The organism is Sphingomonas naphthae, from assembly GCF_028607085.1.
GTDB classification, from domain to species: Bacteria; Pseudomonadota; Alphaproteobacteria; order Sphingomonadales; family Sphingomonadaceae; genus Sphingomonas_Q; species Sphingomonas_Q naphthae.
Genome location: NZ_CP117411.1, coordinates 212,153 through 236,283, shown reverse-complemented (window position 1 = coordinate 236,283; position 24,131 = coordinate 212,153). Strand labels below are relative to the sequence as shown.

The following is a 24,131-nucleotide window of genomic DNA, read 5'->3' as shown; positions in this document are numbered from 1 at the left end:
TCGCGGACGGCTTGCAAGTGGCGGCGCGAGCGGCTGTAACCTCTGCATGAAATACGCATCGGGCGCCGCCGATCCCCTCCACTCCCCCGGCCGCGCCTGATGGTCGCCCACGTCTCGACCGTCGCCTTCCTCGGGCTGGAGGCGCGCGCCGTGGAGGTGCAGGTGCAGGTCACGCCGGGCCTGCCCAATTTCCTGGTCGTCGGCCTGCCCGACAAGGCGGTGGGCGAGAGCCGCGAGCGGGTGCGCGGGGCCCTGGCGGCGATCGGCCTGTCGCTGCCGCCCAAGCGCATCACGGTGAACCTGTCGCCCGCCGATCTGCCCAAGGAGGGCAGCCATTACGACCTGCCGATCGCGCTCGGCCTGCTCGGCGTGATGGGCATCATCGATCGCGAGACGCTGGCCGATTATCTGGTGGTCGGCGAACTCGGGCTCGACGGGCGGATCGCGTCGGTGCCGGGCGTGCTGCTGGCGGCGCTCCATGCGTCGGAACGGGGGCTGGGCCTCGTCTGCCCGGCGTCGCAGGGATCGGAGGCGATCTGGGCCAGCCGGATCGAGGTGCTGGCCGCACCCGACCTGATGGCGCTGCTCGCCCATTTCAAGGGATCGGCCCCGCTCCCCACGCCCCGCGCCGGCGAGATCGAGCCCGCCCCGCCCGGCCCCGACATGGCGCAGGTGAAGGGCCAGGAAACCGCCCGTCGCGCGCTGGAGATCGCGGCGGCGGGGGGGCATAATCTGCTGATGTCGGGCCCGCCCGGATCGGGCAAGTCGCTGCTGGCCGCCTGCCTGCCCGGCATCCTGCCCGATCTCACGCCGGGCGAGGCCCTGGAAGTGTCGATGGTCGCCTCGGTCTCGGGCAATCTGGCCGAGGGGCGGCTGATCCGCGCGCGGCCGTTCCGGGCGCCACACCACAGCGCGTCGATGCCGGCGCTGGTCGGCGGCGGGCTGAAGGCGCGGCCGGGGGAGGTGAGCCTGGCGCATCTCGGCGTGCTGTTTCTGGATGAACTGCCCGAATTCCAGCGCGGCGTGCTCGATTCGCTGCGCCAGCCGCTCGAAACCGGCAAGATCAGCATCGCCCGCGCCAACGCCCACGTCACCTTCCCGGCGCGCGTGCAACTGGTCGCGGCGATGAACCCGTGCCGCTGCGGCCATCTGGGCGATCCCGCGCTGGCGTGCAGCCGCGCGCCGCGCTGCGCGGTGGATTATCAGGCGCGGCTGTCCGGCCCGCTGCTCGATCGTATCGACCTGCATGTCGAGGTGGCGGCGGTCACGGCCGCCGATCTGGTCAGCCCCGCGCCGGCCGAGCCGTCGGCCGTTGTCGCGGCGCGGGTCGCGGCGGCGCGGGCGATTCAGACGGGGCGTTACGAGGGGTCACCGGTGCGGACCAACGCCGAGGCGGATGGGGATCTTCTCACCGACACGGCCACGCCCGACGAGCCCGGTCGCGCTCTACTCGCCCAGGCGGCCGAATCGCTGCGTCTGTCGGCGCGCGGCTATACGCGGGTGCTGCGGGTCGCGCGGACGATCGCCGATCTGGCTGGCAGCGCGGGTGTGGGGCGCGTGCATGTCGCAGAGGCGTTGAGTTATCGGCGGCGCGCGCCGATCAATTGAACAACGGCCGTCACCCCAGCGAAAGCTGGGGTCTCGACAGGCTGGATGCGACCTTGAGGGAGCGCGCGGCTGCGAAAGACCCCAGCTTTCGCTGGGGTGACGTCGTCGTTATCCGATCACCCGAACCGAAACTGGCTCGCGATCGCGCTGTCGAGCCGCGCATTCTCGATGATGAATTCGCTCAGATATTCGTGCAGGCCGCGCCCGAAGATGCTGTCGATCGAGGTGCGCTCGATCGCGACCTGGCGCTGGCGGGCGATGCGGTCGGCCTCGCCCAAGAGGCCCGTCCGCTGGCTGATCGCGTTGAGGTGCATCACCACCTCGTCCACCGAGGCGGCGGCCGAGCGCGGCAGTTCGCGGCGCAGGATCAAGAGGTCCGCCACCAGCCAGGGTTTCAGCCCGTCCGAATAGAGCCAGCGATAGGCGGTGTTGGCCGATACCGTGTGGAGGATCGTCGTCCACTGGTCGCGGTCGATCAGCCCGCCGACCTTTTCGCCCTCCGGCAGCAGCAGGTGATATTTCACGTCGATCAGCCGCGCGGTATTGTCGGCCCGCTCGATCGCCGCGCCCAGCGAGATGAAGCTGTACGCCTCGTTGCGCAGCATGCGGTGGAGCGCGCCTTCGAAGCCGCGCGCCTCGGCGCGGATCGGCTCGACCACGCCCAGCATCTCGTGGCTGCCGCCGGTCGAGGCGCGGTCGCGCAGGCCCAGCCACGATCGGTTGATCGCCTCCCAAGCGTCGCGCGACAGCGCCGTGCGCACCGATTTGGCGTTGGAGCGCGCCGCATCGAGGCAGGACCGGATCGAGGAAGGATTCTCGCGCGACAGCGTGAGATAGGCGCCCACGTTGCGCGGCGTCTTGTCCTGCCCGGTCGCCCCGAAATCATAATCGGCGGCGGTGACGAGCAGCGCGCTTTCCCACGCGCCGCGCCCGGCGGGGCGGGCGGAAAGCGCGTCGAGGCGGATCGTCGCCTCGATCAGCCGGGCGGTGAATTCGGCGCGCTCGACATAACGGCCGATCCAGTAGAGCGCGCTGGCGGTGCGGCTGAGCATCAGCGGCCCCCCTGCGATTGCGACTGGGCGCCGATCACCTGCGACTGGCTCTGCCCGCCGCCGAACTCGCCGGGCGTGTCGGAGAGGATCAGGCTGTCCTTGGTGCCGCCGCCCTGGCTGGAATTGACGACCAGCGACCCTTCCTGAAGCGCCACGCGGGTCAGCCCGCCGGGCACGATCTGCACGCCGTCCGATCCCGACAGGCAGAAGGGGCGGAAATCGACATGACGCGGGGCGACGCCGCTTTCCACCAGCGTCGGCACGGTCGAAAGCGCGAGGGTCGGCTGGGCGATGTAGCGTTGCGGTTCGGCCACCAGCGCGGCGCGGAACGCCTCGATCTGCGCCTGCGTGGCGGTCGGGCCGACGAGCATGCCATAGCCGCCGGAGCCATCGACCAGCTTCACCACCAGCTTGTCCAGATTGTCGAGCGTATATTTCAACGCCTGCGGCTCGCGGCAGCGATAGGTCTCGACATTGGGCAGCTTGGCATCGCCGCCGGTATAATATTTCACGATTTCCGGCATATAACTGTAGATCGCCTTGTCGTCGGCGATGCCGGTGCCGGGCGCGTTGACCAGCGCCACATTGCCCGCGCGATAGGCCGCGATCAGGCCGGGCACGCCCAGCATCGAATCCGGCTTGAAGACGAGCGGATCGATATAATCGTCGTCGATGCGGCGATAGATCACGTCGACGCGCACGCGCCCCTCGATCGTGCGCATCCAGACGATATCGTCGTCCACCTCAAGATCGGCCGCCTCGACCAGCTCGATCCCCATCGAATCGGCCAGGAAGCTGTGCTCGTAGAAGGCCGAGTTGAAATGACCGGGCGTCATCAGCACGCAGGTCGGGTTGCCGCGCGTCGAGGCGGGCGCGACCGAGCGCAGCGTTTCGAGCAGCAGATCGGGATAGCGATCGACCGGGCAGACATCGTAGATCTGGAACAATTCGGGGCAGAGCCGCAGCATCGCCTCGCGATTTTCCAGCATGTAGGACACGCCAGAGGGCGTGCGGGCATTATCCTCCAGCACGAAGAAATCGTCAGGGCCGGTGCGCACCAGATCGATGCCGCAGATATGGGCGAAGATTCCGTGCGGCGGCTTCTGCCCCATCAGGAAGCCACGGAATTGCGGATTGCCGAGGATCAGCTCGGGCGGGACGATGCCGTCCTTCAGGATCTTCTGCGGCCCGTACACGTCGGCCAGAAAGGCGTTGAGCGTCTCGACCCGCTGGACGAGGCCCTCCGACAGATTGGCCCATTCGCGCGCGGTGAACACGCGCGGCACGATGTCGAACGGGATGATGCGCTCGGCGGCTTCCTCCTCGCCATAGACAGCGAAGGTGATGCCCAATTGGCGGAAGGCGGCCTCTGCGGCCTTCTGGCGGCGATCCAGCTCCTGATGCGGCGTATCGTTGATCCAGCCCGCCAGTTCGGTGAATTCGGGCCGGCCGTCCCGGCCTTCTTGGGTGCCCCAGACTTCGTCGAACGCGCGATTGAGGGTCATGGAACCTGCTGGCTGAGTGTCGTCACAACAAGACTGCAACGCCATGGCGCGCCGCACAAGGGGGGATGGGAGAAACGCGCGGATATCCGCGCGGTTGCGTCCTTGAGCAGGTTCAGCATTGCTGAACCTGCGGCGGCACCAGCCCGCGCCCCCACCCGGCCACCCAACGGCAGTATCTTATGGGTGGCCGGGTGGGGGAGCGGGCTGGTGCCGCTCATCCGCGTGAGCGGATCAGGCAAAGGCCGGAGCGGATTTCAGCCGTGTGTACGCCTCGATCACCTCGGTCAGCGCCTTCTCGTGGCTGCGATCGCCGCCGTTGCGATCGGGGTGATAGCGGCGGACCAGTTCGGCATAGCGCTGGCGCAGCGCGCGGCGATCGGCCTGCGTGTCCAGCCCCAGCACCTTGAGCGCCCGCCGGTCGGCGTCGCTCAGCGGCTTGCCGTCCTTGCGCTGTTCGCCGCCCGGCCCGCGCCCGAAGCGGGCCTGGATGGCGTCGAGCGGATCGGTGAAATCGGCCCAGCGCGGCGTGCCGCCCGGCGCCGAGGAGAAAGCACGGGTCTCGCGCTCCCAGCCGGCATAGGGGCGCTGCTGCGCCTCGATCTCCTCGGTGGTCATGCCCTCGAAGAAATTATAGCCGGCGTTGAAGGCACGGACATGATCCAGGCACAGCCAGCGCCAGTCGCCCGGCCCGTCGAACCCGCCCCGGCCGCGATCGGCCGAGGGCGCGCGGAACTCGCCTTCGGCCGTGCAGCCCGGCGAATCGCAGGCACGGCCCGTGCCCTCGATCCGGCCATGCCATCGTGACTGTCTCTTGCCCCGCTCGTCGTTCAAGGATTCGGCCTCGCGCTCCAAATCGCTATAGATAGGCGATGGAGACCCAGACTGAAGGCCCCGTCGCGGCCGAAATCGCCCGGCGGCTGACCGCCGCCCTGAACCCCGCACGCCTCGTCGTCACCGACGACAGCGCGGCGCATCGCGGCCATGCCGGGCATGACGCGCGCGGCGAATCGCACTTCACGGTGGAGATCGAGAGCGCGGTCTTCGCGGGCCAGTCGCGCGTGGCGCGGCAGCGGCTGGTCAACCAGGCCTTGGCTGAACTGCTGCGTGATCGGGTCCATGCGCTGGCGATCAAGGCCAAGGCGCCGGGCGAGGCATGACGATCCGGCAGCGGCCGGCGGCGCGGCTGCTGATCCTCGATCCCGCCGGCGATCTGCTGCTGTTCCGCTTCGTGCCCTATCTGGCGGGCGGCCCCTTCTGGGCGACGCCGGGCGGCGCGGTCGATCCGGGCGAAAGCTATGCCCAGGCCGCGCGGCGCGAACTGTGGGAGGAGGTGGGGCTCGACATGGATTGCGGGCCGGAGGTGGCGCGCCGCGTGGTGCGCTTCACCACGCTGGAGGGCGAGCCGGTCGAATCGGACGAGCGCTATTACCTGTTGCGCGTCACCGGCCGCACCGTGGCGGGCGCCGCGCTCACCGATCTGGAACGGCGCGTGATGCACAGCCACCGCTGGTGGACGCCCGCCCAGTTGGCGGCGCCCGACGAGCCGGTGTTTCCCGAGGATGTGCTCGATATGCTGCGAGCGCTGGCTTAGCCGCGGCCGCCCGGTCGGCCTCAGGCCGAGGTCGGCGCGCCCGGAGCGGTGGATTGCTGGACCCGCCAGCGATCGGCGTGGTGCACGTCACCCAGCTTGGTCGCGACGAGGATCAGGCCCGCCGCCACACCCGCCCACAAAATCGTCTCCTTCACCCGCGCGCGCATTCCGCCCTCCATTCGATGACGCCATGAGAACGGCCGCGCCGCCGGAACCTTGAGGGGGCCGGGCGCTTCTTTCGGCGAATGCGGCAGGAGACGGCGATGACCTACGACCTCTGGTACTGGCCCGGCATCCCCGGTCGCGGCGAGTTCGTCCGCCTCGCGCTGAAAGCGGGCAAGATTCCCTATGTCGACAAGGCGCTCGACGAAGGCGCCGACGTAGCGGCCGACCTCGCCGTGCCGCGCGACACGCCGCCCCTCGCCCCGCCCTATCTGGTCGCGGACGGGATGGTGATCGGGCAGGCGGCCAACATCCTGCTGTTCCTGGGCGAAACGCACGGCCTCGCCCCCGCCGACACCGCCGGCCGGCTGTGGACGCACCAGCTCCAGCTCACCATCGCCGACATGGTGGCGGAGGCGCACGACGTGCATCACCCGGTCGCTGTCGGCCTCTATTATGAGGATCAGAAGCCCGAAGCCGCCCGCCGCGCCGAGGATTTCCGCACCAACCGCATCCCCAAATTCCTCAACTGGTTCGAGCGGGTGCTGGCGCATCAGGGCGACTGGCTGACCGGCGATCGCTGGACCTATGCCGACCTGTCGCTGTTCCACCTGGTCGAGGGCCTGACCTACGCTTTCCCCGAGCGCATGGCCGCCGTCGCCCGCGACACGCCCAAGGTGATGGCGCTGCACGAGGCGGTCGCGGCATTGCCCGAACTGCAAGCCTATCTGGCGAGCGACCGGAACCAGGATTTCGGCGAGGGCATCTTCAGATATTATCCCGAGCTGGATGCGGCCTGAGCTGGAGAAAGCTGGACCGCCTCCGGCTTTGGCGAGGAATAGGGACGAAGAAGCCGCATCAGGGGCTTTTCGATCGCGCGATGGACAAGCAACCCCGCCAACACGGTGACGATGACCGTCAGCAGCGCGAAGAGGGCCAGTGGCAGGCCCGGCGCGAAGCGAGCCGCCAGCTTGCCCATCGCGGATACGGTGAAGACCTGCGTAAGATAGATAGAATAGGTGGCGCCACCGCCGGCGGCGAGCAGGCGTCCCACGGTTGAGCGCATCGGCCCGCGCCGGTCGCGCGTCGCGGCCAGCGCGACGAGCGCGGTCGCGATCGGCACCACCGCCATCGACAGCCCCTCCCCCGCGATCACGGCCACCGCAAAGGCGACCCCGAAACCCACAAGTACCGCCGTCGCCGGCCTGGGTGGCAGGCGCCCTTCGGTGAACCAATAGGCCAGCAATATGCCGGCGGTGAAATCGAGCGTGATCGCACGGATGCCGGTCATGCCGACGCCGATGGTGGCATCCAGCAAGGCGATACCGACCACGCCCGATGCCATCACGATCGGTATCACGTGCCATGGCCGCTCAAGCCGGGACATCGCCAGCGTTGCCAGCAAATAGAACAGCATCTCATATTCGAGCGTCCAGCCGACATAGATGAGCGGCGATGCGCCTGACAGGAAGGTGGTGAAGGACAGCGAACGCGCAAGCAGCAGGGGAGAAAGAAGGTTCGTGCCCTTGGTCAATTCGGGCCGGATCATCACGATGGCGAAAAGCAGGATGGTAAGCAGCCAATAGAGCGGCACGACCCGTACCAGCCTTCGGCGCAGGAAAAGCCGCCAGTCCCGCTCGCGGCCGCGGGCCGTGTAACAGATGATGAAGCCGGAAATAACGAACGACAGATTCACGCCGAGGTGCGTCTGGCTGAGGATCGAAAGACGGCTGCCGGCGTGAAGATACTTCGCGCCATCGGCGAAAGCATGGGCCGCGATGACGAGAATCGCGCCGATCATCCGCAATTGCTGGATACGCGCGAAGCGGAGGGTGGCGGGCTGACCTGAGGGGGGAATGCTCATACCAGCCTCAGGCAGTCGCCAGCGTGGCGGGCGGCGGGCGCTCGCGCAGGCGGCGAACGATGGGGCGTTCGGCGAGATGGCAGGCGGCAAGGCCCGCCAGGTCGGTCGCGATCATCGTCAGCGGTATGAACAGATCGAGCGGCATCGTCGGCCACGCCCATGCCGCCGCCTTGGCGAGCGCCGGCACGGTGAAGACCTGGACGAGATAGATCGAATAAGAGGCGTCGCCGCCCGCCGCGACGAACAGCCCGGCCGCCGACCTGACCGGCTGCCTGCGATCGAGCAGGACGGCCAGCAGCACGACGACCGCCGCGACCGCGCCCGCGACATGGACACGCCACACGTCATGCTCGGGCGGATAGAGTTGCAGCGAAGCCAGCCCGACGGCGACAGCCGCCATGCCGCTCCAGGGCATGAGGCCGGTCGTGATCGCCGATCCGATGAGCACGCCGAGCGCGAATTCCAGCAGCATCGGCCACAACAGATGGCGTGCAACCGTATCCGCGGCCGGCTGCAGAATCGCCCCGCCTACGACGAGCGCCGCCAGGAATAGCGGCATAGCCTGCCAGGGATTGCGCAGCCCCGCCATGGCGACCGCGCCCAACAGGTAGAACAGCATCTCATATTCGAGCGACCAGCCGAGATAGACGATCGGCATGCCGCCGGAAACGAAGCTGGTGGTGAAGGTGAAGGACTGGAGGATCTGGCCCCACGAAAGGTCGCCGGGGGTGCGGATCAGGCCGGGCAGCGCCAGCAACAGCAGGATCATCGCGCTCGTCGCGAGCCAGTAGAGCGGCACGATCCGGGTCAGCCGCCGGCGCAGGAACAGCCGCCAGTCCCGTTCACGACTCGTCGCCGTGACGCAGATGATGAAGCCGGAAATGACGAAGAACAGATCCACCCCGAGATCGCCGTAGCGCACGAAGCCGATGGCCGTTTCGTCGGGCAGATATTGCGTGCCGGTACCGAGCGCATGAAACGCGACGACGGCCAAAGCCGCGACCAGCCGCAACTGCTGGATTCTCTGGAATTTCAAATCGCGGCCCTTCGTCAGCTTACTGTTGCTGATCGGGTCCGTCGATCGTAAATCGCCCGCGCCATGCCCCAGCCGCTCATCATCGCCGTGCCCAAGGGGCGCATCCTGAAAGAGGCGCTGCCGCTGCTCGCCCGCGTCGGCATCGAGCCGGAGGCGGCGTTCAGCGACGAGGACAGCCGCGCGCTGCGCTTCGCGACCAACCAGCCGCATGTGAGCCTGATCCGGGTGCGCGCGTTCGACGTGGCGACCTTCGTGGCGCATGGCGCGGCGCAGCTCGGCATCGTCGGATCGGACGTGCTGATGGAATTCGCCTATTCCGAGCTGTACGCGCCGGTCGATCTCGGCATCGGCCATTGCCGCATCTCGGTGGCCGAGCCGGCGGCGCTGGCCGCGCGGGACGATCCGCGCGGGTGGAGCCATGTGCGCGTCGCCACCAAATATCCCAGCCTGACGCGCCGCCATTTCGAGGCGCGCGGCGTGCAGGCCGAATGCGTCAAGCTGAACGGGGCGATGGAGATCGCGCCGCTGCTGGGGCTGGCCGACCGGATCGTCGATCTGGTGTCGTCGGGGCGGACGCTGGCGGAGAATGGCCTGGTCGAGATCGAGACCGTCGCCGAGGTTTCGGCCCGCCTGATCGTCAACCGCGCCGCCTTCAAGCTGCGCGCCGCCGAACTGGCGCCGTTGGTCGAGCGATTCCGCGAGCAGACGGCCGCGCCCCGTGCCGCTTAGGCTCTCCACCGCCGACACGGGCTTCGCGGCGGCGTTCTACACGCTGGTTAACGCCCGGCGCGAGGCGGATGCCGATGTGTCGCGCGATGTCGCGGCGATCATCGGCCGGGTACGCGATAATGGCGATGCGGCGCTCCACGATTACACGCTGCGCTTCGATCGGCACGATCTGGAAGAGAGCGGCTGGGAAATCCCGAAGGCGGAGCGGGTCGCCGCGCTGGCCGGGCTCGACCGTGACCTCCGCGCCGCGCTGGAGTTGGCCGCCGACCGGATCGCCACCTATCACGCCGCGCAGAAGCCCGAGGATCGCGACCATGTCGACGCGGCGGGCGTGCGGCTGGGCGCGCGCTGGCGGCCGGTGGATGCGGCCGGCCTCTACGTGCCGGGCGGCCGCGCGGCCTATCCCTCCTCGGTGCTGATGAACGCGCTGCCGGCGCGGGTGGCGGGCGTGCCGCGCCTGACGATGGTGACGCCGACCCCCAATGGCGAGGTCAATCCGCTGGTGCTGGCCGCCGCCGAGATCGCCGGGGTGGACGAGATATTCCGGGTGGGCGGCGCGCAGGCGATCGCGGCGCTGGCCTATGGCACGGGCCGCATCCGCGCGGTCGATACGATCGTCGGGCCGGGCAACGCCTGGGTCGCCGAGGCCAAGCGCCAGCTCTACGGCGTGGTCGGCATCGACATGGTCGCCGGGCCGTCCGAAATCCTCGTGGTGGCGGATGGGAAGAACGATCCCGACTGGATCGCCGCCGATCTGCTCAGCCAGGCCGAGCATGACCCGACCAGCCAGTCGATCCTGCTGACCGACGATGCCGCCTTCGCCGATGCGGTGGCGGCGGCGGTCGAGGCGCGGCTGGCGACGCTTTCGACCGGCGTGACGGCGCGGACGAGTTGGGAGGCGAATGGCGCGATCGTGCTGCTGCGCTCGCTCGACGAGGCGGCGGCGCTGTCCGATCGCCTCGCGCCCGAGCATCTCGAACTGGCGGTGGAAGATCCCGACGCGATCTTCGCCGCGATCCGCCACGCCGGATCGGTGTTCCTCGGCCGGCACACGCCGGAGGCGGTCGGCGATTATGTGGCGGGGCCGAACCATGTGCTGCCCACCGGCCGCCGCGCGCGCTTCGCCAGCGGATTGTCGGTGCTCGATTTCATGAAGCGCACCAGCTTCATCGCGCTCGATCCGGCGAGTCTGGCGGCGATCGGCCCGGCGGCGGTGGCACTGGCGGAGGCGGAGGGGCTGCCGGCGCACGCGGCGTCCATCGCGGTCAGGCTCTGATCCAAACTCCGTTCGCCCTGAGCGCAGTCGAAGGGCCTGCGACTGGACGCAGCGGTTGGGGCACGCCCTTCGACTTCGCTCAGGACGAACGGAGATGCGGGTTTCGCCCCGCTCCCGTCTGCTCTAAGGGCACCGCATCATGTCCAGAAAGAATGCAGAACGATCCCGCTCGCGCTCGGCCGCGCGGCTTGCCGCCGTCCAGGCGCTGTACCAGCAGGAGATGGAGGGCACGCCGCTCGCCCGCCTGCTCGATGAATTTCACCAGCACCGGCTGGGCGCCACGATCGAGGATGTCGAATATGCCGACGCCGAGGTCGATTTCTTCGACGATCTGGTGAAGGGCGTCGATGCCCGCCGCGACGAGGTGGATGCCGCCATCACCGCCAAGCTCGCCGCCGGCTGGACGCTCGACCGGCTCGACAAGCCGATGCGCCAGATCCTGCGTACCGGCGCCTACGAACTGATCGCCCGGCCCGACGTGCCGACCGCGACCGTCATCAGCGAATATGTCGATGTCGCCGACGCCTTCTACGACAAGCGCGAGAAGGGCTTCGTCAACGGCCTGCTCGACGGCGTGGCGAAAGCCGTGCGCGCCGCCTGATAAAATCCCGCGCCCCCGGAACGATCCGGGGTGACGCGGCACCGGCGACGGGGCATGACGCCCCGGAATGTCCCGTGAATCCGCCTTCATCGATCGTCTGCGCGAGATAGCGACCCATCCGGCGGCGCGCGGCCTGCGCGATGATGCGGCGGTGCTCGGCGGGCTCGTCCTCACCCACGACATGATCGTCGAGGGGGTCCATTTCCTGCCGCACGATCCGCCCGAGGACGTGGCGTGGAAGCTGGTCGCCACCAACCTGTCCGATCTCGCCGCCAAGGGCGCGCGGCCGGTGGGGGCCTTGCTCGGTTGCGGGTTGGGCGGCGCGGACGAGGATTGGGACTATATGTTCCTGTCCGGCCTGAAGACGGCGTGCGAGCGGTTCGCGCTGCCGCTGCTCGGTGGCGACACCGTATCGATGCCGCGCGGCGCCCCGCGCACCTTCGGGCTGACCGCACTCGGCGCCGGATCGCCCGACGCGCCCGCGCGCGACGGGGCCGGGCCGGACGATATCCTGTGGGTGACCGGCACGATCGGCGACGCGGGCCTTGGCCTCGCCATCGCGCAGGGCGAGGATGGCCCCCGCGCGCTGATCGATCGCTATCGCCGGCCCGAACCCCGGCTGGAGGCCGGCCGCGCCATCGCGCCGCTGGCGCACGCCATGATGGACGTCTCCGATGGCCTGCTGATCGATGCGTCGCGCATGGCCGAGGCGAGCGGCGTCGGCCTCAACATGGATCTGGACGCGGTGCCCCTGTCGGCGCTGGCGATCGGCCATGCCGGCGAGGACCGCGCCGCCCGGCTGCGCGCCGCCACCGCCGGCGACGATTACGAACTGCTTTTCGCCACACCCGCGACGGCGGCGGAGGATATCTTAAGGCTTCGGCAAGATCTGGGGCTCAGGATCACCCTCGTCGGCCGCTTCCGCCTGTGGCCCGGCCTGTCGGTGCACGACGTGGAGGGCATGGTGCCGCTCCCCCGCCGGCTGGGATATGAACATGACCGCCGATAGCCGTACCCGTTTCCTGATCGTCACGCTGGGGCTCGCCGCCGGCATGGCCAGCGCGCTGGCGATCAAGACCGGTCCGCTTCTCGGCGCTGCCGCCACACTGGCCGGCTGACACGAATCGGTCTGCCAGAAGAAACCCCGCCACCGGCATCCGGCGACGGGGCTTCCCGATCACATCAGATGGTGCCGCAGCTCAGCTGACAGTCGCCTTGACGATCTTGCCGGGCGCGCGCGGCGGCTCGCCCTTGGGCAGCGCGTCGACATGCTCCATGCCCGACGTCACCTCGCCCCACGCCGTATATTGGCGATCGAGGAAGCGGGCGTCGTCGAAGCAGATGAAGAACTGGCTGTTGGCGCTGTTCGGGTTCGAGCTGCGCGCCATCGAGCAGACGCCGCGCACATGCGGCTGGGCGTTGAACTCGGCCTTCAGGTCGGGCTTCTTGGAGCCACCCATGCCGGTGCCGGTCGGGTCGCCGCCCTGCGCCATGAAGCCGGGGATCACGCGGTGGAACACGACGCCGTCGTAGAAGCCCTCGCTCGCCAGCTCCTTGATGCGCTCGACATGGCCGGGGGCCAGATCGGGGCGCAGGCGGATCACCACGTCGCCCTCGCCATTGCCCGTATCGAGCGTGAAGGTCAGCGTGTTTCCGGTATCGTCGGCCATGAAGATTCCTCTCTTCGGTGAAGTTGCGCGCCGCTTAGGCGGACAGGGCGGGCGCCGCCAGCCCCTTTCGGCGACGGATATAGGACGCGCGGGCCGCTTCAAAAGGGCTGACAGACGCCGCCGACCGGCCTAAGCCTCGCGCCGCACTGCAACAGGGAGCCAGCGATGAGCGAGACAGACCTCGACACGGCGCCCCGCGAGAAACCGCTCCGCGACGAGCAGCTGCGTGACATCACGCCGCCGTCCCCGCCCGAGGCGCCCCACGACGAGGACGATCGCCTCTCGCCCGAATTCGTCGATGCCGTGCTGGACCATGTCGATGCCGGCGAGATCGACGCCGCGCGCGCGCTGGTCGCCCCGCTCCACCCGGCCGACATCGCCGATCTGTTCGAGCTGACCCCGGCCGACCGCCGCCGCCAGCTCGCCTCCGCGCTCGCCGAAATGCTCGACGCCGACGTGTTCGCCGAGCTGAACGACTGGGTGCGCGAGGAGCTGATGGAGGCGCTCGGCCCCGCCGAGGTCGCCGAACTCGCCACCCAGCTCGATACCGACGACGCCGTCGCCATCATCGAGGACATGGAGGAGGAGGACCAGCGCGCCGTCCTCCGCGCGATGGAGCCCGACGATCGCGCCGCGATCGAGGAGGCGCTCTCCTACCCCGAGGAATCCGCCGGCCGCCTGATGCAGCGCGACCTGATCGCGGTGCCCGAACATTGGTCCGTCGGCGACGTGCTGGATTATCTGCGCCGCAACGAGGATCTCACCACCGATTTCTGGGAAGTGTTCGTCGTCGATCACGGCCATCACCCGGTCGGCACCTGCAAGCTCAGCTGGATTCTCCGCAGCCCCCGCAACGTCGCCATCGCCGACGTGATGCAGCGCGAGCAGAGCCTGATCCCGGTCGACATGGATCAGGAGGAAGTGGCGCTGCGCTTCCAGAAATATGCGCTGATCTCGGCCGCGGTGGTCGATCCCAACAACCGGCTGGTCGGCATGATCACCGTCGACGACGTGGTCCATATCATCCAGGAGGAGGCCGGCGAGGATGCGCTGCGCCTGTCGGGCGCGGGCGACGGCGACATCAACGAGCCGATCCTGCTGACGGTGCGCGGCCGGCTGATCTGGCTGGTCGTGAACCTCGGCACGGCGATGATCGCCGCCTCGGTCGTCGGCCTGTTTCGCGACGAGATCGCCAAATTCGCGCTGCTGGCGGCGCTGATGGGGATCGTATCGGGCATGGGCGGCAATGCCGGCACGCAGACCCTGGCGGTGGTGGTGCGCGCGCTCGCGACCAACCAGCTCACCTCGTCCAACACCTTCCGCATGATCTACCGCGAATTCCGCATCGCCGCCGCCAACGGATCGGTGCTGGGGCTGCTGATCGGCACGGGATCGTACCTGCTCTACGGCAATCCCCTGCTGTCGGCGGTGTTCGGCCTGGCGATCCTCATCAACAATCTCATCGCCGGTTCGGCCGGCGTGATGGTGCCGCTCACCCTGGAGCGGATGCGCGTCGATCCGGCGGTGTCGTCGGCGGTGTTCGTGACGATGATGACCGACACGCTCGGCTTCTTCACGTTCCTGGGGCTGGCGGCGGCGGTGGGGCTGACGGGGTAAGGCCGCTCGCTCAGCGGTAGTTGAAGCTGATGCTGATGCGCGCGTCCTTCGCCTGGCCGGCGGGCACTTCGTGGCGCAGCCAGCTCTCCCACAGGAAGACGCTGCCCGGCCGGGGATCGGCATAGACGAAGGTGCGGGCATCCTCGGGCGCGTCGGCGCGGCGGAGGGGCGCGGCCATCATCATCGGCAGGCGGGGATCCTCCAGCTTCAGCCCCGCCGCCCCCGTCGGCACCCGCACATAGACCGTGCCCGAGACGATGCTGTGCGGGTGGATATGGCCGCTGTGATGCCCGCCCGTCCCTTTCATGACGTTGACCCACAGGCTGTCGAGCTTCGGCTTGCGCCCGCCGAGATCGAGATAGGCCTCGTCGGCGAAGCGCCGCACATGGCGATCGAGCGCGCGGCGCAGATCGTCGAACGCGGGATGGCGGATCGGCAGATCGTTGAGCGAGGCATAGGACGTATAGCCCGGATAGGCATGCGCCTTGCACCACGCCCGCCCCGCCCGATCGGTCCGCGACAGATCGAGCGCGGCCTCCTCCAGTTCGGCGAGCAGGGCGGGATCGCCGAGGTCGCCCTCGTAGAAGCGGGTCGCGAAGAGGGTGCGTGTCGTCATGCCCCCGCCGAAACACAGCCACGGGGCTTATTCAAGCCGGGCCGGCCGAATGACGGCTGGACGATCCGGTGCGGGCGCGGTTAGGCGGCGGCCATGGACAATGTCATCGGCCTCGACTTCGGCACGACCAACACGGTGATCGCGGCGGGATCGGGCGGCGGGTCGGGTCTCGTCGCGATCGAGGGACCGGCGGGCACCGAGCCGGTGTTCCGCTCGGCCCTGTGCTTCTGGCATGACGAGGCCGTGCGCGGCGGGCTGGCGCATGAGGCGGGGCCGTGGGCCATCTCCGAATATCTGGCTTATCCGGAGGACAGCCGCTTCATCCAGTCGTTCAAATCGGTCGCCGCCAGCGCCAGTTTCGAGCAGGCGAGCGTGTTCGAGAAACGCTTCCGCTTCGAGGATCTCGGCCGGCTGTTCCTCGATCGGCTGCGCGCACGGGCGGACGGCGCGTTCGCCAAGCCTGCGCGCCTGATCGTCGGGCGGCCGGTGGAATATGCCGGCGGCCTGCCCGATCCGGCGCTCGCGCGCCAGCGCTACGACGCGATGTTCGCGGGCGTGGCCGACGAAATCCTCTATGTCTACGAGCCGCTGGGCGCCGCTTACTCCTATGCCTCGCGGCTGAGCGAGCCGGCGACGGTGCTGGTGGCGGATTTCGGCGGCGGCACCAGCGATTTCTCGATCGTCCGCATCGGCCCGGCCGGCGCGCCCGGCCCGCGCTGCGTCCCGCTGGGCCATGCCGGCGTCGGCATCGCCGGCGACCGGCTGGATTATCGGCTGATGGATCGCCTCGTCCTGCCGATGCTCGGCAAGGGCGGGCTCTACCGATCGTTCGACAAACTGCTCGAAATTCCGCGGTCCTGGTTCGCCGATTTCGCCGATTGGTCGCGTCTCGCGCTGATGCGCAACCCCCGCACCCTGGCCGAACTGGGCAGGCTGCGCCGCGCGGCGGTCGATGGCGAGGCGATCGGCCGGATGATCGCGGTGATCGAACGCGAACTGGGCTATCCGCTCTACGACGCCGTCGGCCGTACCAAGCGCGCGCTCTCCACCGCCGAAACCGCGCCCTTCCGCTTCGAGGGCGGCGGCCTGACGATCGAGGCCGAGGTCGACCGCGCCGATTTCGAGGGCTGGATCGCCGAGGATGTCGCGCGGATGGAGGCGGCCGTCGATCGGGCGATGGCGGCGGCGGGTGTCGCGCCCGACGCGGTCGACCGCGTGTTCCTCACCGGCGGCACCTCGCTCATTCCCCGCATCCGCCGCATCTTCACCGATCGCTTCGGCGAGGCCCGAATCGAGAGCGGCGGCGAACTGACCTCGATCGCCCACGGGCTGGCGCTGATCGGGCAGGAAGGGGATGCCGCCGCCTGGGCGGCGTGACGGCGTCGGATGGGCCGGCCGAAGCCGAAATCCTGTTCCTGAACCAGCCCCTCGGGGCTGTGTGGTGCGGTCGAGAAGACTCGAACTTCCACGACCTTTCGGCCACAACGACCTCAACGTTGCGCGTCTACCAGTTCCGCCACGACCGCACATGAGCAACACGGACCGGATCGGTCCGCAGCAGGTAGGGGCGGGCCTCTAGCAAGGCTTGCCCCCCCATGCAACGCCCGAAATGCGCGATCAGTAAAGGAACATCGGCATCCCCTCGATCCGCTGCAATTTCGCGCGATAGCCCTCGGCGTCGTAGAGGCCGGCCACGTCGACCGACTTGGTGCCCTCCAGCATCTGGCCGGCCGGCACATGCGTGTAATTGCCGCCCTTCAGCGCGAGCATCCGGCCGGTCACCTTCTGCTGGATGAGCTGGATGGCGAGGCCGCCGAAGGCGAAGCCGACCATCCGGTCGAGCGCGTCGGGTTCGCCCGCGCGCATCAGATAGGCCAGTTCCTGCACCACCGTGCCCTGCCCGGTGCCCGCCTCGATCATCTTGGCCAGCCGATGGCCGACGCCGGCCAGCACGCGCTGCGTCGCGGGCAAGGCGAGATCGTCGGCGGTCTCCTCGCCGATGATCGTGGCACCCTCCGAAATGACGCACACGGCGTAATTGGCAGGGCGGGAGCTTCTGTCCTCGACCAGCAGCGGCAGCAGTCGTGCGGGATCGACCGGCACTTCGGAGATCACGGTGCGATCGACCTGCGCCAGGAACCCCGCCAGCAACGCCGTCTCGCCGCTGCGCCGGCCGAACAATTCGATCACCGCGATCCGCTCGTGGCTTTCGGTGGTGGTCCTGAGCGCGTTGATCGCCGCGACCGATCGGCTGACCGCGGTGGAGAAGCCGATGCAATAATCGGTGCCGTAGACGTCGTTGTCCATCGTCTTGGGCACGGAGATGATCGGGAAGCCCTGCGCCGCCAGATGCGCCGAGAAGCGCAGGGTGCCGTCCCCGCCCAAGGTGACCAGCGCGTCGATGCCAAGCCGGTCGAGCACATGCAGCACATGCGCGGTCTGGTCGCCGTCCTCGGCGGTGCGCGGATCGGCGCGGGAGGTGTGGAGGATGGTGCCGCCGAGCCGGTCGATGCCGCGCACCCGCTCGCGATCGAGCGTCCAGCTGTTGGCCTCGATCGTGGCGGGATCATTGGGGTCGATCCGCAGGAACCCCTCCCAGCCGCGCCGGAAGCCGACGACCTGCCAGCCCAGATCGAGCGCCGACAGCGTGACCGAGCGGATGCAGGGGTTGAGGCCGGGGACGTCGCCGCCGCCCGTGAGGATGCCGATCCGCATGGGGCCGGCCGCGCCCGTCAGTCCTCGGTGCCGACGAAGCTGGCGGTGATCGCCTTGGCGCCGCGCGGCACGTCCACCGCCGCCGCGTCGAAATCAGCCGATCCGCCGGCGGGCAGCGAGCGGACGGGGTGGACGATCGTCCAGCTGTAGACGATCCGGCCCGAACGATCGCGCAGTTCCGCGCGGATGTCGGGCACCTTCTCGGCGCTGGCGGTGCGGTTGACGATGCGGCCGGAGACGGCGGCGAGCTGGTTGCCGGCGGCGATGGCGGCCCAGTCGGGCTCGCGCACGATCTCGATCGCGAGCGGCACGGTGCGCGGCACGATGCCGAGCTTGGCGGCCACCTCGCGCGGGCCGAGCAATGCGATGGCGGCGCCCACGCCGATCGCCAGCAGCAGCGCCACGGCGAGCAGCGCGATCCACAGCCCCCTGGCGCGGCGCGGGCGCGCGAACGGCGCCTCGTGGGCGAAAGGATCGATGCGATCCTCGGGCACCGGATCGGGCACGGGCGCGTCGAATTCGGACGGGTGGATGCGCGGGATGCTGCGCGGCTGGGGGCCGGCGTCCGCCTCGGGCTGTCCACCGCCGATCTCCGCCACCACCGGCTCCATGCCGATCGGGGGCATGGCGGTGGGCGCTTCCTCGACGATCGGGGCGGGCGCCGGCTGGGGTTCGGGCTCCGGTTCGGGCGCAGGCGGCGCGGCCCCCTCGGGCGCGGCGAACCAGCTCTGGCCGCAGGAGGCGCAGCGCACCTGCCGGCCGGTCGCGCCCAGCGCGGTATCGGGCACTTCGTAGCGCGTGTCGCAGTTCGGGCAGATGAGGATCATGGGCCGAACGGCACTCCTGATGGTCGGTCGCGGCGATTAACCACGCCTGCCGCGCCGCCGCAAGGCTTGAGGGGATGGGCGCGTCCCGCTTGCCGCCACCGCGCACGCTGTGGCACAGGACCGGCGATGGCGAGCGTGGTGCAATTCGAGAATGTCGGGCTGCGCTACGGCACCGGCGCGGAAACGCTGTCCGACATCAGCTTCGCGCTGCCGCGCGGCGCCTTCACCTTCCTCACGGGGCCATCGGGCGCGGGCAAGACATCGCTGCTGCGGCTGCTCTATCTGGCGCAGCGGCCGAGCCGGGGCATCATCCGCCTGTTCGACGAGGATATCGTCACCGCCCCGCGCGATCGGCTGCCGGGCTTCCGCCGCCGCATCGGCGTGGTGTTCCAGGATTTCCGGCTGGTCCCCTATCTCACCGTCTACGACAATATCGCGCTGCCGCTGCGCGTCGCCTCGGTCAGCGAGCGGGAGGTGCCGCGCCTCGTCAACGAGATGCTCGGCTGGGTCGGGCTCACGGCGCGCGCCACCGCGCGGCCCGCGACGCTCTCGGGCGGCGAGCAGCAGCGGGTCGCCATCGCCCGCGCCGTCATCACCCGGCCCGATCTGCTCATCGCCGACGAGCCGACCGGCAACGTCGATCCCGAAATGGCGCAGCGGCTGCTGGCCCTGTTCGACACGCTCAATCGCATGGGCACGACGATCATCGTCGCCACCCACGACATCCATCTGCTGCGCACCGTGGTGGGCGCCAAGACGATGCGGCTCGATCGCGGCCGGCTCGACGGGCCGCCGATGCCCGATCCCAGCATCGTGGCGGCGGCGCGATGAGCGAGGCCGGCCCCACCCCCCTCCCCGGCGCGGACAGCGCCCCGGCGGCCCGCCCGGCGCGCATCGCCGCCGCGCGGCCCCTGCCGGAAGGGCGCTTCACCGGGCCGATGCCGTGGCTGGTGGCGATCATGCTGTTCCTGATCGTGCTGGCCTCGGCGCTGGGCATCGGCCTGTCGCGCGCGGCATCGGGCATGGGCGAGGCGATCGAGGGGCGGCTGACCATCCAGGTGATGCAGCCCGATCCGATCCGGCGCGAGGCCGAGACCAACCGCGCGCTCGCCGAACTGCGCCGCCTGGCCGGCATCACCCGGGTCGAGCGGATCGACGATGCCGCGCTGGCGAAGCTGCTCGAGCCGTGGCTGGGCGGCGCCTCCTCGGTCGGCGATCTGCCCTTGCCCGCGCTGATCGACGTGGATCTGGCGGCCGGTGACGGCGCGCGCGCCGATATCGTCGCGCGCGCCGTCCAGCGCGTCGCCCCCTCGGCGCGGGTGGACGACCATGCCGCCGCGCTCGCGCCGATCGCCGGGCTGATCGGATCGCTCTCGTGGCTGGCGGTCGCGATCGTCGTGCTGACCACCGCCGCCACCGCCTTCGTCGTGATCCTCGCCACCCGCTCCGCGCTCGACACCCATGCCGCCACGATCGACGTGCTGCACCTGCTGGGCGCGACCGACATGCAGGTGGCGCGCCTGTTCCAGCGGCGCATTTCCTATGACGCGCTGTGGGGCGCGGTGGCGGGGGCGGTGCCGGCGATGGCGATCATCCTGCTGCTCGGCGGGCGGGTGTCGCGGCTGGGATCGGAACTGGCGGGCAGCGCCAGCCTCGGCCTCGGCTGGATCGTGCTGCTGCTCCTGCCGCCGCTCGCCGCGCTGCTGGCGCGTGAGGTGACGCGCTTCACCGTGCTGCGCGTCCTGTCGCGCGTGCCATGATCGCCTCGGCCCCATGCTGATACGCTTCCTCTCCTTCCTGCTGCTGGCATGGCTGGCGGGCTTCGTGATCTTCGCGGTCACCCTGCCGCGCCACCCGAAGCCCGGCATCACCGATGGCGTGGTCGTGCTCACCGGCGGCGCCGGCCGGCTGGAGCGCGGCTTCACCCTGCTGCGCCAGAAGCAGGCGCGGCGGATGCTGGTGTCGGGAGTCGATCGGCGGGTGCGGCCGCACGAACTGGCGGTGGAATATCGCGTGCCCGACGCGCTCGTGAACTGCTGCGTCGATCTGGGGCAGGAGGCGGTCGACACCCGCTCCAACGCCGACGAGACGGCGGAGTGGGCGCGGGCGCGCGGCTATCGCTCGCTGCGGCTTGTCACGACCGACTGGCACATGCCGCGCTCCCATTTCGAGCTGCGCCGCGCGGCGCCCGGCCTGACGATCATCGTCGATCCGGTGCGCAGCGAGCCTGGCCTGTTCGCGCTGACCCGCGAATATAGCAAATATCTGCTGCGGCGGGTCGTGGCGCTGGCAGGCTATTGATCCGATGGTCGTCGTCCGCTCTTTGGTCTTCGCCTTGCTGTTCTACGCCGTCACGACGGTGATGAGCCTCATCGCGGCGCCCATGCTGCTGATGCCGCCGCGCATCCTGCGGGGGTGGGCGCTGGCCTGGACGCGCCTCTACCGCTTCGGCGCGCGGACACTGCTCGGGATAGAACTGCGGATCGAGGGCACACCGCCCACCGGCCCCGCCTTCGTCGTCGCCAAGCATGAATCCATGTTCGAGACGTTGGTGCTGACCGACATGCTCGATGGCCCGCTGATGGTGCTGAAGCGCGAGCTGACCCTGATCCCGATCTTCGGCTGGGCGCTGAAACGCTACGGAGCGATCCCCGTCGACCGCGAGGGATCGGCCAAGGCGCTCCGCCGCATGGTCGCCGCCGCCAAGGCCGCGCAGGCCAGCGGCCACGCGGTCATGCTCTTTCCCGAAGGCACTCGCGTCGCCCATGGCGAAGCCCCCCCGCTCCGCTCCGGCTTCGCGGCCCTCTATCGCGCGATCGATCTGCCTCTGGTGCCCGTCGCGCTCGACAGCGGCCGCCTGTGGGGCAAGGGGCTGATCAAGCACCCCGGCACGATCACCTTCCGCTTCGGCGACCCCATTCCCCCCGGTCTCCCCCGACGCGCGGTTGAGGCACAGGCCCATGCGGCGATCAACGTGCTGAACGGGTAGAAGTTTTTTGCGCGCGGAGACGCGGAGGCGCGGAGAGAGAGAGAGAGAGAGAGAGAGAGAGAGGAATGCGGCGAAGCCGCTTTAGAACTAGCCCTCGCCGCAGATTTCGACCGTGATCTGAAACGCCTTCGGCGAAGGAGAAGCCATCTCTCCCCTTCTTCTCTCCGCGTCTCCGCGCGAGCAAAACCTTACTCGTGCGCCCGCCCGAAATCGGGCCGCTCGTCGTCCTGCCCCTCGGCGATGATCGATCGGCGCACCGCGCGCGTTCGCGTGAACAGATCGAACAAGGCGTCCCCGTCGCCCCAGCGGATCGCGCGTTGCAAGGCGGTCAGATCCTCGGTGAAGCGTTGCAGCATTTCCAGCACCGCATCCTTGTTCGCCAGAAACACGTCGCGCCACATCGTCGGGTCCGACGCGGCGATGCGGGTGAAATCGCGGAAGCCGCCGGCCGAGAATTTGATGACCTCGCTGCGCGTCACCGTCTCCATGTCGGAGGCGGTGCCGACGATCGTGTAGGCGATCAGGTGCGGCAGGTGGCTGGTGACGGCCAGCACCAGATCGTGATGCCTGGGGTCCATCGTCTCGACATTCGCGCCCAGCCCTTCCCAGAAGGCGCGAACCCGCGCCACCGGGCCGGCGGCGGCATCCTCGGGCGGGGTGACGATGCACCAGCGGCCCTGAAAGAGACTGGCGAAGCCCGCGTCCGGCCCGCTGTTCTCGGTGCCGGCCACCGGATGCGCCGGGATGATCGTACGCCCTGGCAGCGCGGCGGCCAGCGCCTCGACCACGCCCGCCTTGGACGAACCGACATCGCTCACGATCGCCTCGGCCGGCAGGTCCGCCGCGATCGCCGCCGCCACCGCGCCCATCGCGCCGACCGGCACGCACAGGATGACGAGATCGGCGTCCACCACCGCCGCGCCCGCCGTGTCGGTCACGTCGTCGACGAAATCCAGCTCCTCGACCCGCGCGCGCACCTCGGCCGAGGCGTCGTGCGCCGTCAGCTTCACCGTCGGCATATATTGCCGCACGGCGCGCGCGATCGAGGAGCCGATCAGCCCCAGCCCGATGATGGCGACCCGCTCGAACGGCAGCATCAGCCTTGCGCCATCGCGCGGAGCGCGGCGGCCACGCCCTTGATCTCGTCCTCGGTGCCGATCGTGATGCGCAGGCCATGGCCCAGCCCCTGCCCCGGCAGCCAGCGGACGATATAGCCCGCCTCCATCAGCCCGTGGAACGCCTGCTCGGCGGTCAATTTCCCCTCGAACAGGACGAGGATGAAATTGGCGAGGCTCGGCACCGCGCGCAGGCCGTGATTGCCGAGCGCCTCGATCTCGCGTGCGAACCACGCCCGCCATTGGGCGTTATGCTGCGCCGATGCCGCGACGAAATCGTCGGCCTCCAGCGCGCCGATCGCCGCCATCTGCCCGGCGGTGGTGACGTTGAAGGGCGCGCGGATCTTGTGCATCGCCAGGATCACCGGTGCCGGCCCGTAAGCCCAGCCGATCCGCTCGGCGGCAAGCCCGTGGATTTTCGAGAAGGTGCGCGTCACCAGCACGTTCGACGCCGATCGCGCCAGTTCCAGTCCGCCGTCGTCGTCATCCTCGCCGATATATTCGGCATAGGCCTGGTCGATCACCAGCAGGCAATCGAACGGCAGCGCCGCGTGCAGCCGGGCGATCTCGCCGCGCGGGGTGAAGGTGCCGGTGGGGTTGTTCGGATTGGCGACGAACACCACGCGGGTCTTGTCGTTGACGCAGGCGATCAGACTGTCGACGTCGGTGGCGTAATCCACGTCGGGCGCCTCGACCGGCACCGCGCCCACCCGCCGCGCCGCGATCGGATAGACCGAGAAGCCGTAGCGGACGTACAGCACCTCATCGCCCACGCCGGCGAACGCGCCGGCGGCCAGATGCAGCAGTTCGTCCGACCCGGTGCCGTGAATCACCCGCGCCGGATCGAGACCGTGCTTGGCGGCGATCGCCTCGCGCAGCGCCGTCGCCGCCGCATCGGGGTAGCGATCGAGCGAGGCGGCCCCCGCCGCGAAGGCCGCGCGCGCCTGCGCGCTGGTGCCCAGCGGATTTTCGTTCGACGACATCTTGGCGACCTTGCGCCCGTCATCGGTGGTGGCGCGGCCGGGCACATAAGGGGCGATCGCGTCGATCCAGGGCTTGGGGATGGGTCCGGTCATGAAATGTCTCGATTGTCCACGATCACCGTGCGGTGGCGCGCCTTAGCGCCTGTAGCGATCCACGGGAACCCACCCGACATTG

General features: G+C 69.5%; 27 protein-coding genes and 1 tRNA gene. 15 read left to right on the top strand and 13 right to left on the bottom strand.

The features are described 5' to 3' along the window. Positions 1-99 precede the first annotated feature (99 nt). Positions 100-1,608, top strand: coding sequence for a YifB family Mg chelatase-like AAA ATPase (locus PQ455_RS01150; RefSeq protein ID WP_273688460.1), 1,509 nt, complete (start codon positions 100-102; stop codon positions 1,606-1,608). Between the two features lie 116 nt (positions 1,609-1,724). On the opposite strand, the gene PQ455_RS01145 is transcribed toward PQ455_RS01150, so the two are convergent. The 3 genes from PQ455_RS01145 to PQ455_RS01135 form a co-directional block, all read right to left on the bottom strand. Further along, entirely contained in the window at positions 1,725-2,660 is a 936-nt protein-coding gene (locus tag PQ455_RS01145; protein ID WP_273688458.1) for an alpha-E domain-containing protein, read from the bottom strand. Next, positions 2,660-4,165, bottom strand: coding sequence for a circularly permuted type 2 ATP-grasp protein (locus tag PQ455_RS01140; protein WP_273688456.1), 1,506 nt, complete (start codon positions 4,163-4,165; stop codon positions 2,660-2,662). The genes PQ455_RS01145 and PQ455_RS01140 overlap by 1 nt, the downstream gene beginning before the upstream one ends. Positions 4,166-4,396: 231 nt before the next feature. After that, positions 4,397-4,996, bottom strand: a complete 600-nt coding sequence (locus tag PQ455_RS01135) for a J domain-containing protein (RefSeq protein ID WP_273688455.1) — start codon at positions 4,994-4,996, stop codon at positions 4,397-4,399. Between the two features lie 38 nt (positions 4,997-5,034). Here PQ455_RS01135 and PQ455_RS01130 point away from each other — a divergent pair, with 38 nt between their 5' ends. Further along, the gene (locus tag PQ455_RS01130; RefSeq protein WP_273688453.1) at positions 5,035-5,322 is read left to right on the top strand and encodes a BolA family protein; all 288 of its coding nucleotides are present in this window, start codon (positions 5,035-5,037) and stop codon (positions 5,320-5,322) included. Further along, positions 5,319-5,756, top strand: a complete 438-nt coding sequence (locus PQ455_RS01125) for an NUDIX hydrolase (RefSeq protein ID WP_273688451.1) — start codon at positions 5,319-5,321, stop codon at positions 5,754-5,756. Before PQ455_RS01130 ends, PQ455_RS01125 begins: the two co-directional genes overlap by 4 nt. A gap of 20 nt (positions 5,757-5,776) precedes the next feature. Here PQ455_RS01125 and PQ455_RS01120 read toward each other — a convergent pair whose 3' ends face one another. After that, on the bottom strand, positions 5,777-5,923 hold the full coding sequence (locus tag PQ455_RS01120; RefSeq protein WP_273688449.1) for a hypothetical protein: 147 nt from the start codon (positions 5,921-5,923) through the stop codon (positions 5,777-5,779). A 96-nt stretch (positions 5,924-6,019) separates the two neighbouring features. Here PQ455_RS01120 and PQ455_RS01115 point away from each other — a divergent pair, with 96 nt between their 5' ends. Next, positions 6,020-6,718 (top strand): glutathione S-transferase, encoded by a 699-nt coding sequence (locus tag PQ455_RS01115; protein WP_273688447.1) that lies wholly within the window; start codon positions 6,020-6,022, stop codon positions 6,716-6,718. Here PQ455_RS01115 and PQ455_RS01110 read toward each other — a convergent pair. Further along, positions 6,694-7,782 carry an acyltransferase family protein gene (locus tag PQ455_RS01110; protein WP_273688445.1) on the bottom strand — a complete coding sequence of 363 codons (1,089 nt, stop codon included), beginning with the start codon at positions 7,780-7,782 and terminating at the stop codon, positions 6,694-6,696. The genes PQ455_RS01115 and PQ455_RS01110 overlap by 25 nt on opposite strands. A gap of 7 nt (positions 7,783-7,789) precedes the next feature. Next, positions 7,790-8,818 carry an acyltransferase family protein gene (locus tag PQ455_RS01105; RefSeq protein WP_273688443.1) on the bottom strand — a complete coding sequence of 343 codons (1,029 nt, stop codon included), beginning with the start codon at positions 8,816-8,818 and terminating at the stop codon, positions 7,790-7,792. A 63-nt stretch (positions 8,819-8,881) separates the two neighbouring features. On the opposite strand from PQ455_RS01105, the gene hisG reads away from it, so the two are divergent. The 5 genes from hisG (at position 8,882) to PQ455_RS01080 (ending at position 12,542) form a co-directional block, all read left to right on the top strand. Continuing rightward, positions 8,882-9,547, top strand: coding sequence for an ATP phosphoribosyltransferase (hisG, locus tag PQ455_RS01100; RefSeq protein WP_273688441.1), 666 nt, complete (start codon positions 8,882-8,884; stop codon positions 9,545-9,547). Further along, positions 9,537-10,823 (top strand): histidinol dehydrogenase, encoded by a 1,287-nt coding sequence (gene hisD / locus PQ455_RS01095; protein ID WP_273688439.1) that lies wholly within the window; start codon positions 9,537-9,539, stop codon positions 10,821-10,823. The genes hisG and hisD overlap by 11 nt, the downstream gene beginning before the upstream one ends. Before the next feature lie 139 nt (positions 10,824-10,962). Continuing rightward, positions 10,963-11,424, top strand: coding sequence for a transcription antitermination factor NusB (gene nusB / locus PQ455_RS01090; RefSeq protein WP_273688437.1), 462 nt, complete (start codon positions 10,963-10,965; stop codon positions 11,422-11,424). A 67-nt stretch (positions 11,425-11,491) separates the two neighbouring features. Further along, positions 11,492-12,433, top strand: a complete 942-nt coding sequence (thiL, locus tag PQ455_RS01085) for a thiamine-phosphate kinase (protein ID WP_273688434.1) — start codon at positions 11,492-11,494, stop codon at positions 12,431-12,433. Continuing rightward, positions 12,420-12,542 (top strand): hypothetical protein, encoded by a 123-nt coding sequence (locus PQ455_RS01080; protein ID WP_273688431.1) that lies wholly within the window; start codon positions 12,420-12,422, stop codon positions 12,540-12,542. Before thiL ends, PQ455_RS01080 begins: the two co-directional genes overlap by 14 nt. An 81-nt stretch (positions 12,543-12,623) precedes the next feature. Here PQ455_RS01080 and PQ455_RS01075 read toward each other — a convergent pair whose 3' ends face one another. Beyond that, a complete protein-coding gene (locus PQ455_RS01075; RefSeq protein WP_273688429.1) occupies positions 12,624-13,094 on the bottom strand; it encodes a peptidylprolyl isomerase in 471 nt (156 codons plus the stop codon). A gap of 165 nt (positions 13,095-13,259) precedes the next feature. Here PQ455_RS01075 and mgtE point away from each other — a divergent pair, with 165 nt between their 5' ends. Then, positions 13,260-14,711: a magnesium transporter gene (mgtE, locus tag PQ455_RS01070; protein WP_273688427.1), complete on the top strand. Its 1,452-nt coding sequence runs from the start codon at positions 13,260-13,262 to the stop codon at positions 14,709-14,711. Positions 14,712-14,721: 10 nt separating this feature from the next. Here mgtE and PQ455_RS01065 read toward each other — a convergent pair whose 3' ends face one another. Next, positions 14,722-15,327: a TIGR02466 family protein gene (locus PQ455_RS01065; RefSeq protein WP_273688425.1), complete on the bottom strand. Its 606-nt coding sequence runs from the start codon at positions 15,325-15,327 to the stop codon at positions 14,722-14,724. A gap of 93 nt (positions 15,328-15,420) precedes the next feature. Here PQ455_RS01065 and PQ455_RS01060 point away from each other — a divergent pair, with 93 nt between their 5' ends. Then, on the top strand, positions 15,421-16,704 hold the full coding sequence (locus PQ455_RS01060; protein ID WP_273688423.1) for an Hsp70 family protein: 1,284 nt from the start codon (positions 15,421-15,423) through the stop codon (positions 16,702-16,704). 62 nt (positions 16,705-16,766) lie between these two features. Here the strand turns inward: PQ455_RS01060 and PQ455_RS01055 are convergent. From PQ455_RS01055 to PQ455_RS01045, 3 genes are all read right to left on the bottom strand, one after another. Continuing rightward, positions 16,767-16,853: transfer RNA gene (locus PQ455_RS01055), tRNA-Leu, on the bottom strand. A gap of 91 nt (positions 16,854-16,944) precedes the next feature. Further along, positions 16,945-18,042 carry a 6-phosphofructokinase gene (locus PQ455_RS01050; protein ID WP_273688421.1) on the bottom strand — a complete coding sequence of 366 codons (1,098 nt, stop codon included), beginning with the start codon at positions 18,040-18,042 and terminating at the stop codon, positions 16,945-16,947. Between the two features lie 17 nt (positions 18,043-18,059). Beyond that, positions 18,060-18,869: a zinc-ribbon domain-containing protein gene (locus PQ455_RS01045; RefSeq protein ID WP_273688419.1), complete on the bottom strand. Its 810-nt coding sequence runs from the start codon at positions 18,867-18,869 to the stop codon at positions 18,060-18,062. Between the two features lie 126 nt (positions 18,870-18,995). Between PQ455_RS01045 and ftsE the strand changes: the two genes are divergently transcribed. The 4 genes from ftsE to PQ455_RS01025 are packed head-to-tail and all read left to right on the top strand — an operon-like array spanning position 18,996 to position 21,858. After that, positions 18,996-19,700, top strand: coding sequence for a cell division ATP-binding protein FtsE (gene ftsE / locus PQ455_RS01040; protein WP_273688417.1), 705 nt, complete (start codon positions 18,996-18,998; stop codon positions 19,698-19,700). Then, on the top strand, positions 19,697-20,629 hold the full coding sequence (locus tag PQ455_RS01035) for a cell division protein FtsX (RefSeq protein WP_273688416.1): 933 nt from the start codon (positions 19,697-19,699) through the stop codon (positions 20,627-20,629). The genes ftsE and PQ455_RS01035 overlap by 4 nt, the downstream gene beginning before the upstream one ends. Positions 20,630-20,642: 13 nt before the next feature. After that, on the top strand, positions 20,643-21,170 hold the full coding sequence (locus tag PQ455_RS01030) for a YdcF family protein (RefSeq protein ID WP_273688414.1): 528 nt from the start codon (positions 20,643-20,645) through the stop codon (positions 21,168-21,170). Positions 21,171-21,174: 4 nt separating this feature from the next. Next, complete coding sequence (locus PQ455_RS01025) at positions 21,175-21,858, top strand: lysophospholipid acyltransferase family protein (protein WP_273688412.1); 684 nt, start codon at positions 21,175-21,177, stop codon at positions 21,856-21,858. Positions 21,859-22,046: 188 nt separating this feature from the next. Here the strand turns inward: PQ455_RS01025 and PQ455_RS01020 are convergent, their stop codons facing one another. Both PQ455_RS01020 and hisC read right to left on the bottom strand, forming a co-directional pair. Continuing rightward, positions 22,047-22,955 carry a prephenate/arogenate dehydrogenase family protein gene (locus PQ455_RS01020; RefSeq protein WP_273688410.1) on the bottom strand — a complete coding sequence of 303 codons (909 nt, stop codon included), beginning with the start codon at positions 22,953-22,955 and terminating at the stop codon, positions 22,047-22,049. Continuing rightward, complete coding sequence (hisC, locus tag PQ455_RS01015; protein ID WP_273688408.1) at positions 22,955-24,049, bottom strand: histidinol-phosphate transaminase; 1,095 nt, start codon at positions 24,047-24,049, stop codon at positions 22,955-22,957. Before hisC ends, PQ455_RS01020 begins: the two co-directional genes overlap by 1 nt. Positions 24,050-24,131: the final 82 nt, after the last annotated feature.

Coding starts and splice junctions, on each gene's coding strand:
- PQ455_RS01150 (WP_273688460.1), top strand. CDS start 100: ATGGTCGCCCACGTCTCGACCGTCGCCTTCCTCGGGCTGGAGGCGCGC.
- PQ455_RS01145 (WP_273688458.1), bottom strand. CDS start 2,660: ATGCTCAGCCGCACCGCCAGCGCGCTCTACTGGATCGGCCGTTATGTC.
- PQ455_RS01140 (WP_273688456.1), bottom strand. CDS start 4,165: ATGACCCTCAATCGCGCGTTCGACGAAGTCTGGGGCACCCAAGAAGGC.
- PQ455_RS01130 (WP_273688453.1), top strand. CDS start 5,035: ATGGAGACCCAGACTGAAGGCCCCGTCGCGGCCGAAATCGCCCGGCGG.
- PQ455_RS01125 (WP_273688451.1), top strand. CDS start 5,319: ATGACGATCCGGCAGCGGCCGGCGGCGCGGCTGCTGATCCTCGATCCC.
- PQ455_RS01120 (WP_273688449.1), bottom strand. CDS start 5,923: ATGCGCGCGCGGGTGAAGGAGACGATTTTGTGGGCGGGTGTGGCGGCG.
- PQ455_RS01115 (WP_273688447.1), top strand. CDS start 6,020: ATGACCTACGACCTCTGGTACTGGCCCGGCATCCCCGGTCGCGGCGAG.
- PQ455_RS01110 (WP_273688445.1), bottom strand. CDS start 7,782: ATGAGCATTCCCCCCTCAGGTCAGCCCGCCACCCTCCGCTTCGCGCGT.
- hisG (WP_273688441.1), top strand. CDS start 8,882: ATGCCCCAGCCGCTCATCATCGCCGTGCCCAAGGGGCGCATCCTGAAA.
- nusB (WP_273688437.1), top strand. CDS start 10,963: ATGTCCAGAAAGAATGCAGAACGATCCCGCTCGCGCTCGGCCGCGCGG.
- thiL (WP_273688434.1), top strand. CDS start 11,492: ATGTCCCGTGAATCCGCCTTCATCGATCGTCTGCGCGAGATAGCGACC.
- PQ455_RS01080 (WP_273688431.1), top strand. CDS start 12,420: ATGACCGCCGATAGCCGTACCCGTTTCCTGATCGTCACGCTGGGGCTC.
- PQ455_RS01075 (WP_273688429.1), bottom strand. CDS start 13,094: ATGGCCGACGATACCGGAAACACGCTGACCTTCACGCTCGATACGGGC.
- mgtE (WP_273688427.1), top strand. CDS start 13,260: ATGAGCGAGACAGACCTCGACACGGCGCCCCGCGAGAAACCGCTCCGC.
- PQ455_RS01065 (WP_273688425.1), bottom strand. CDS start 15,327: ATGACGACACGCACCCTCTTCGCGACCCGCTTCTACGAGGGCGACCTC.
- PQ455_RS01060 (WP_273688423.1), top strand. CDS start 15,421: ATGGACAATGTCATCGGCCTCGACTTCGGCACGACCAACACGGTGATC.
- PQ455_RS01050 (WP_273688421.1), bottom strand. CDS start 18,042: ATGCGGATCGGCATCCTCACGGGCGGCGGCGACGTCCCCGGCCTCAAC.
- PQ455_RS01045 (WP_273688419.1), bottom strand. CDS start 18,869: ATGATCCTCATCTGCCCGAACTGCGACACGCGCTACGAAGTGCCCGAT.
- ftsE (WP_273688417.1), top strand. CDS start 18,996: ATGGCGAGCGTGGTGCAATTCGAGAATGTCGGGCTGCGCTACGGCACC.
- PQ455_RS01035 (WP_273688416.1), top strand. CDS start 19,697: ATGAGCGAGGCCGGCCCCACCCCCCTCCCCGGCGCGGACAGCGCCCCG.
- PQ455_RS01030 (WP_273688414.1), top strand. CDS start 20,643: ATGCTGATACGCTTCCTCTCCTTCCTGCTGCTGGCATGGCTGGCGGGC.
- PQ455_RS01025 (WP_273688412.1), top strand. CDS start 21,175: ATGGTCGTCGTCCGCTCTTTGGTCTTCGCCTTGCTGTTCTACGCCGTC.
- PQ455_RS01020 (WP_273688410.1), bottom strand. CDS start 22,955: ATGCTGCCGTTCGAGCGGGTCGCCATCATCGGGCTGGGGCTGATCGGC.
- hisC (WP_273688408.1), bottom strand. CDS start 24,049: ATGACCGGACCCATCCCCAAGCCCTGGATCGACGCGATCGCCCCTTAT.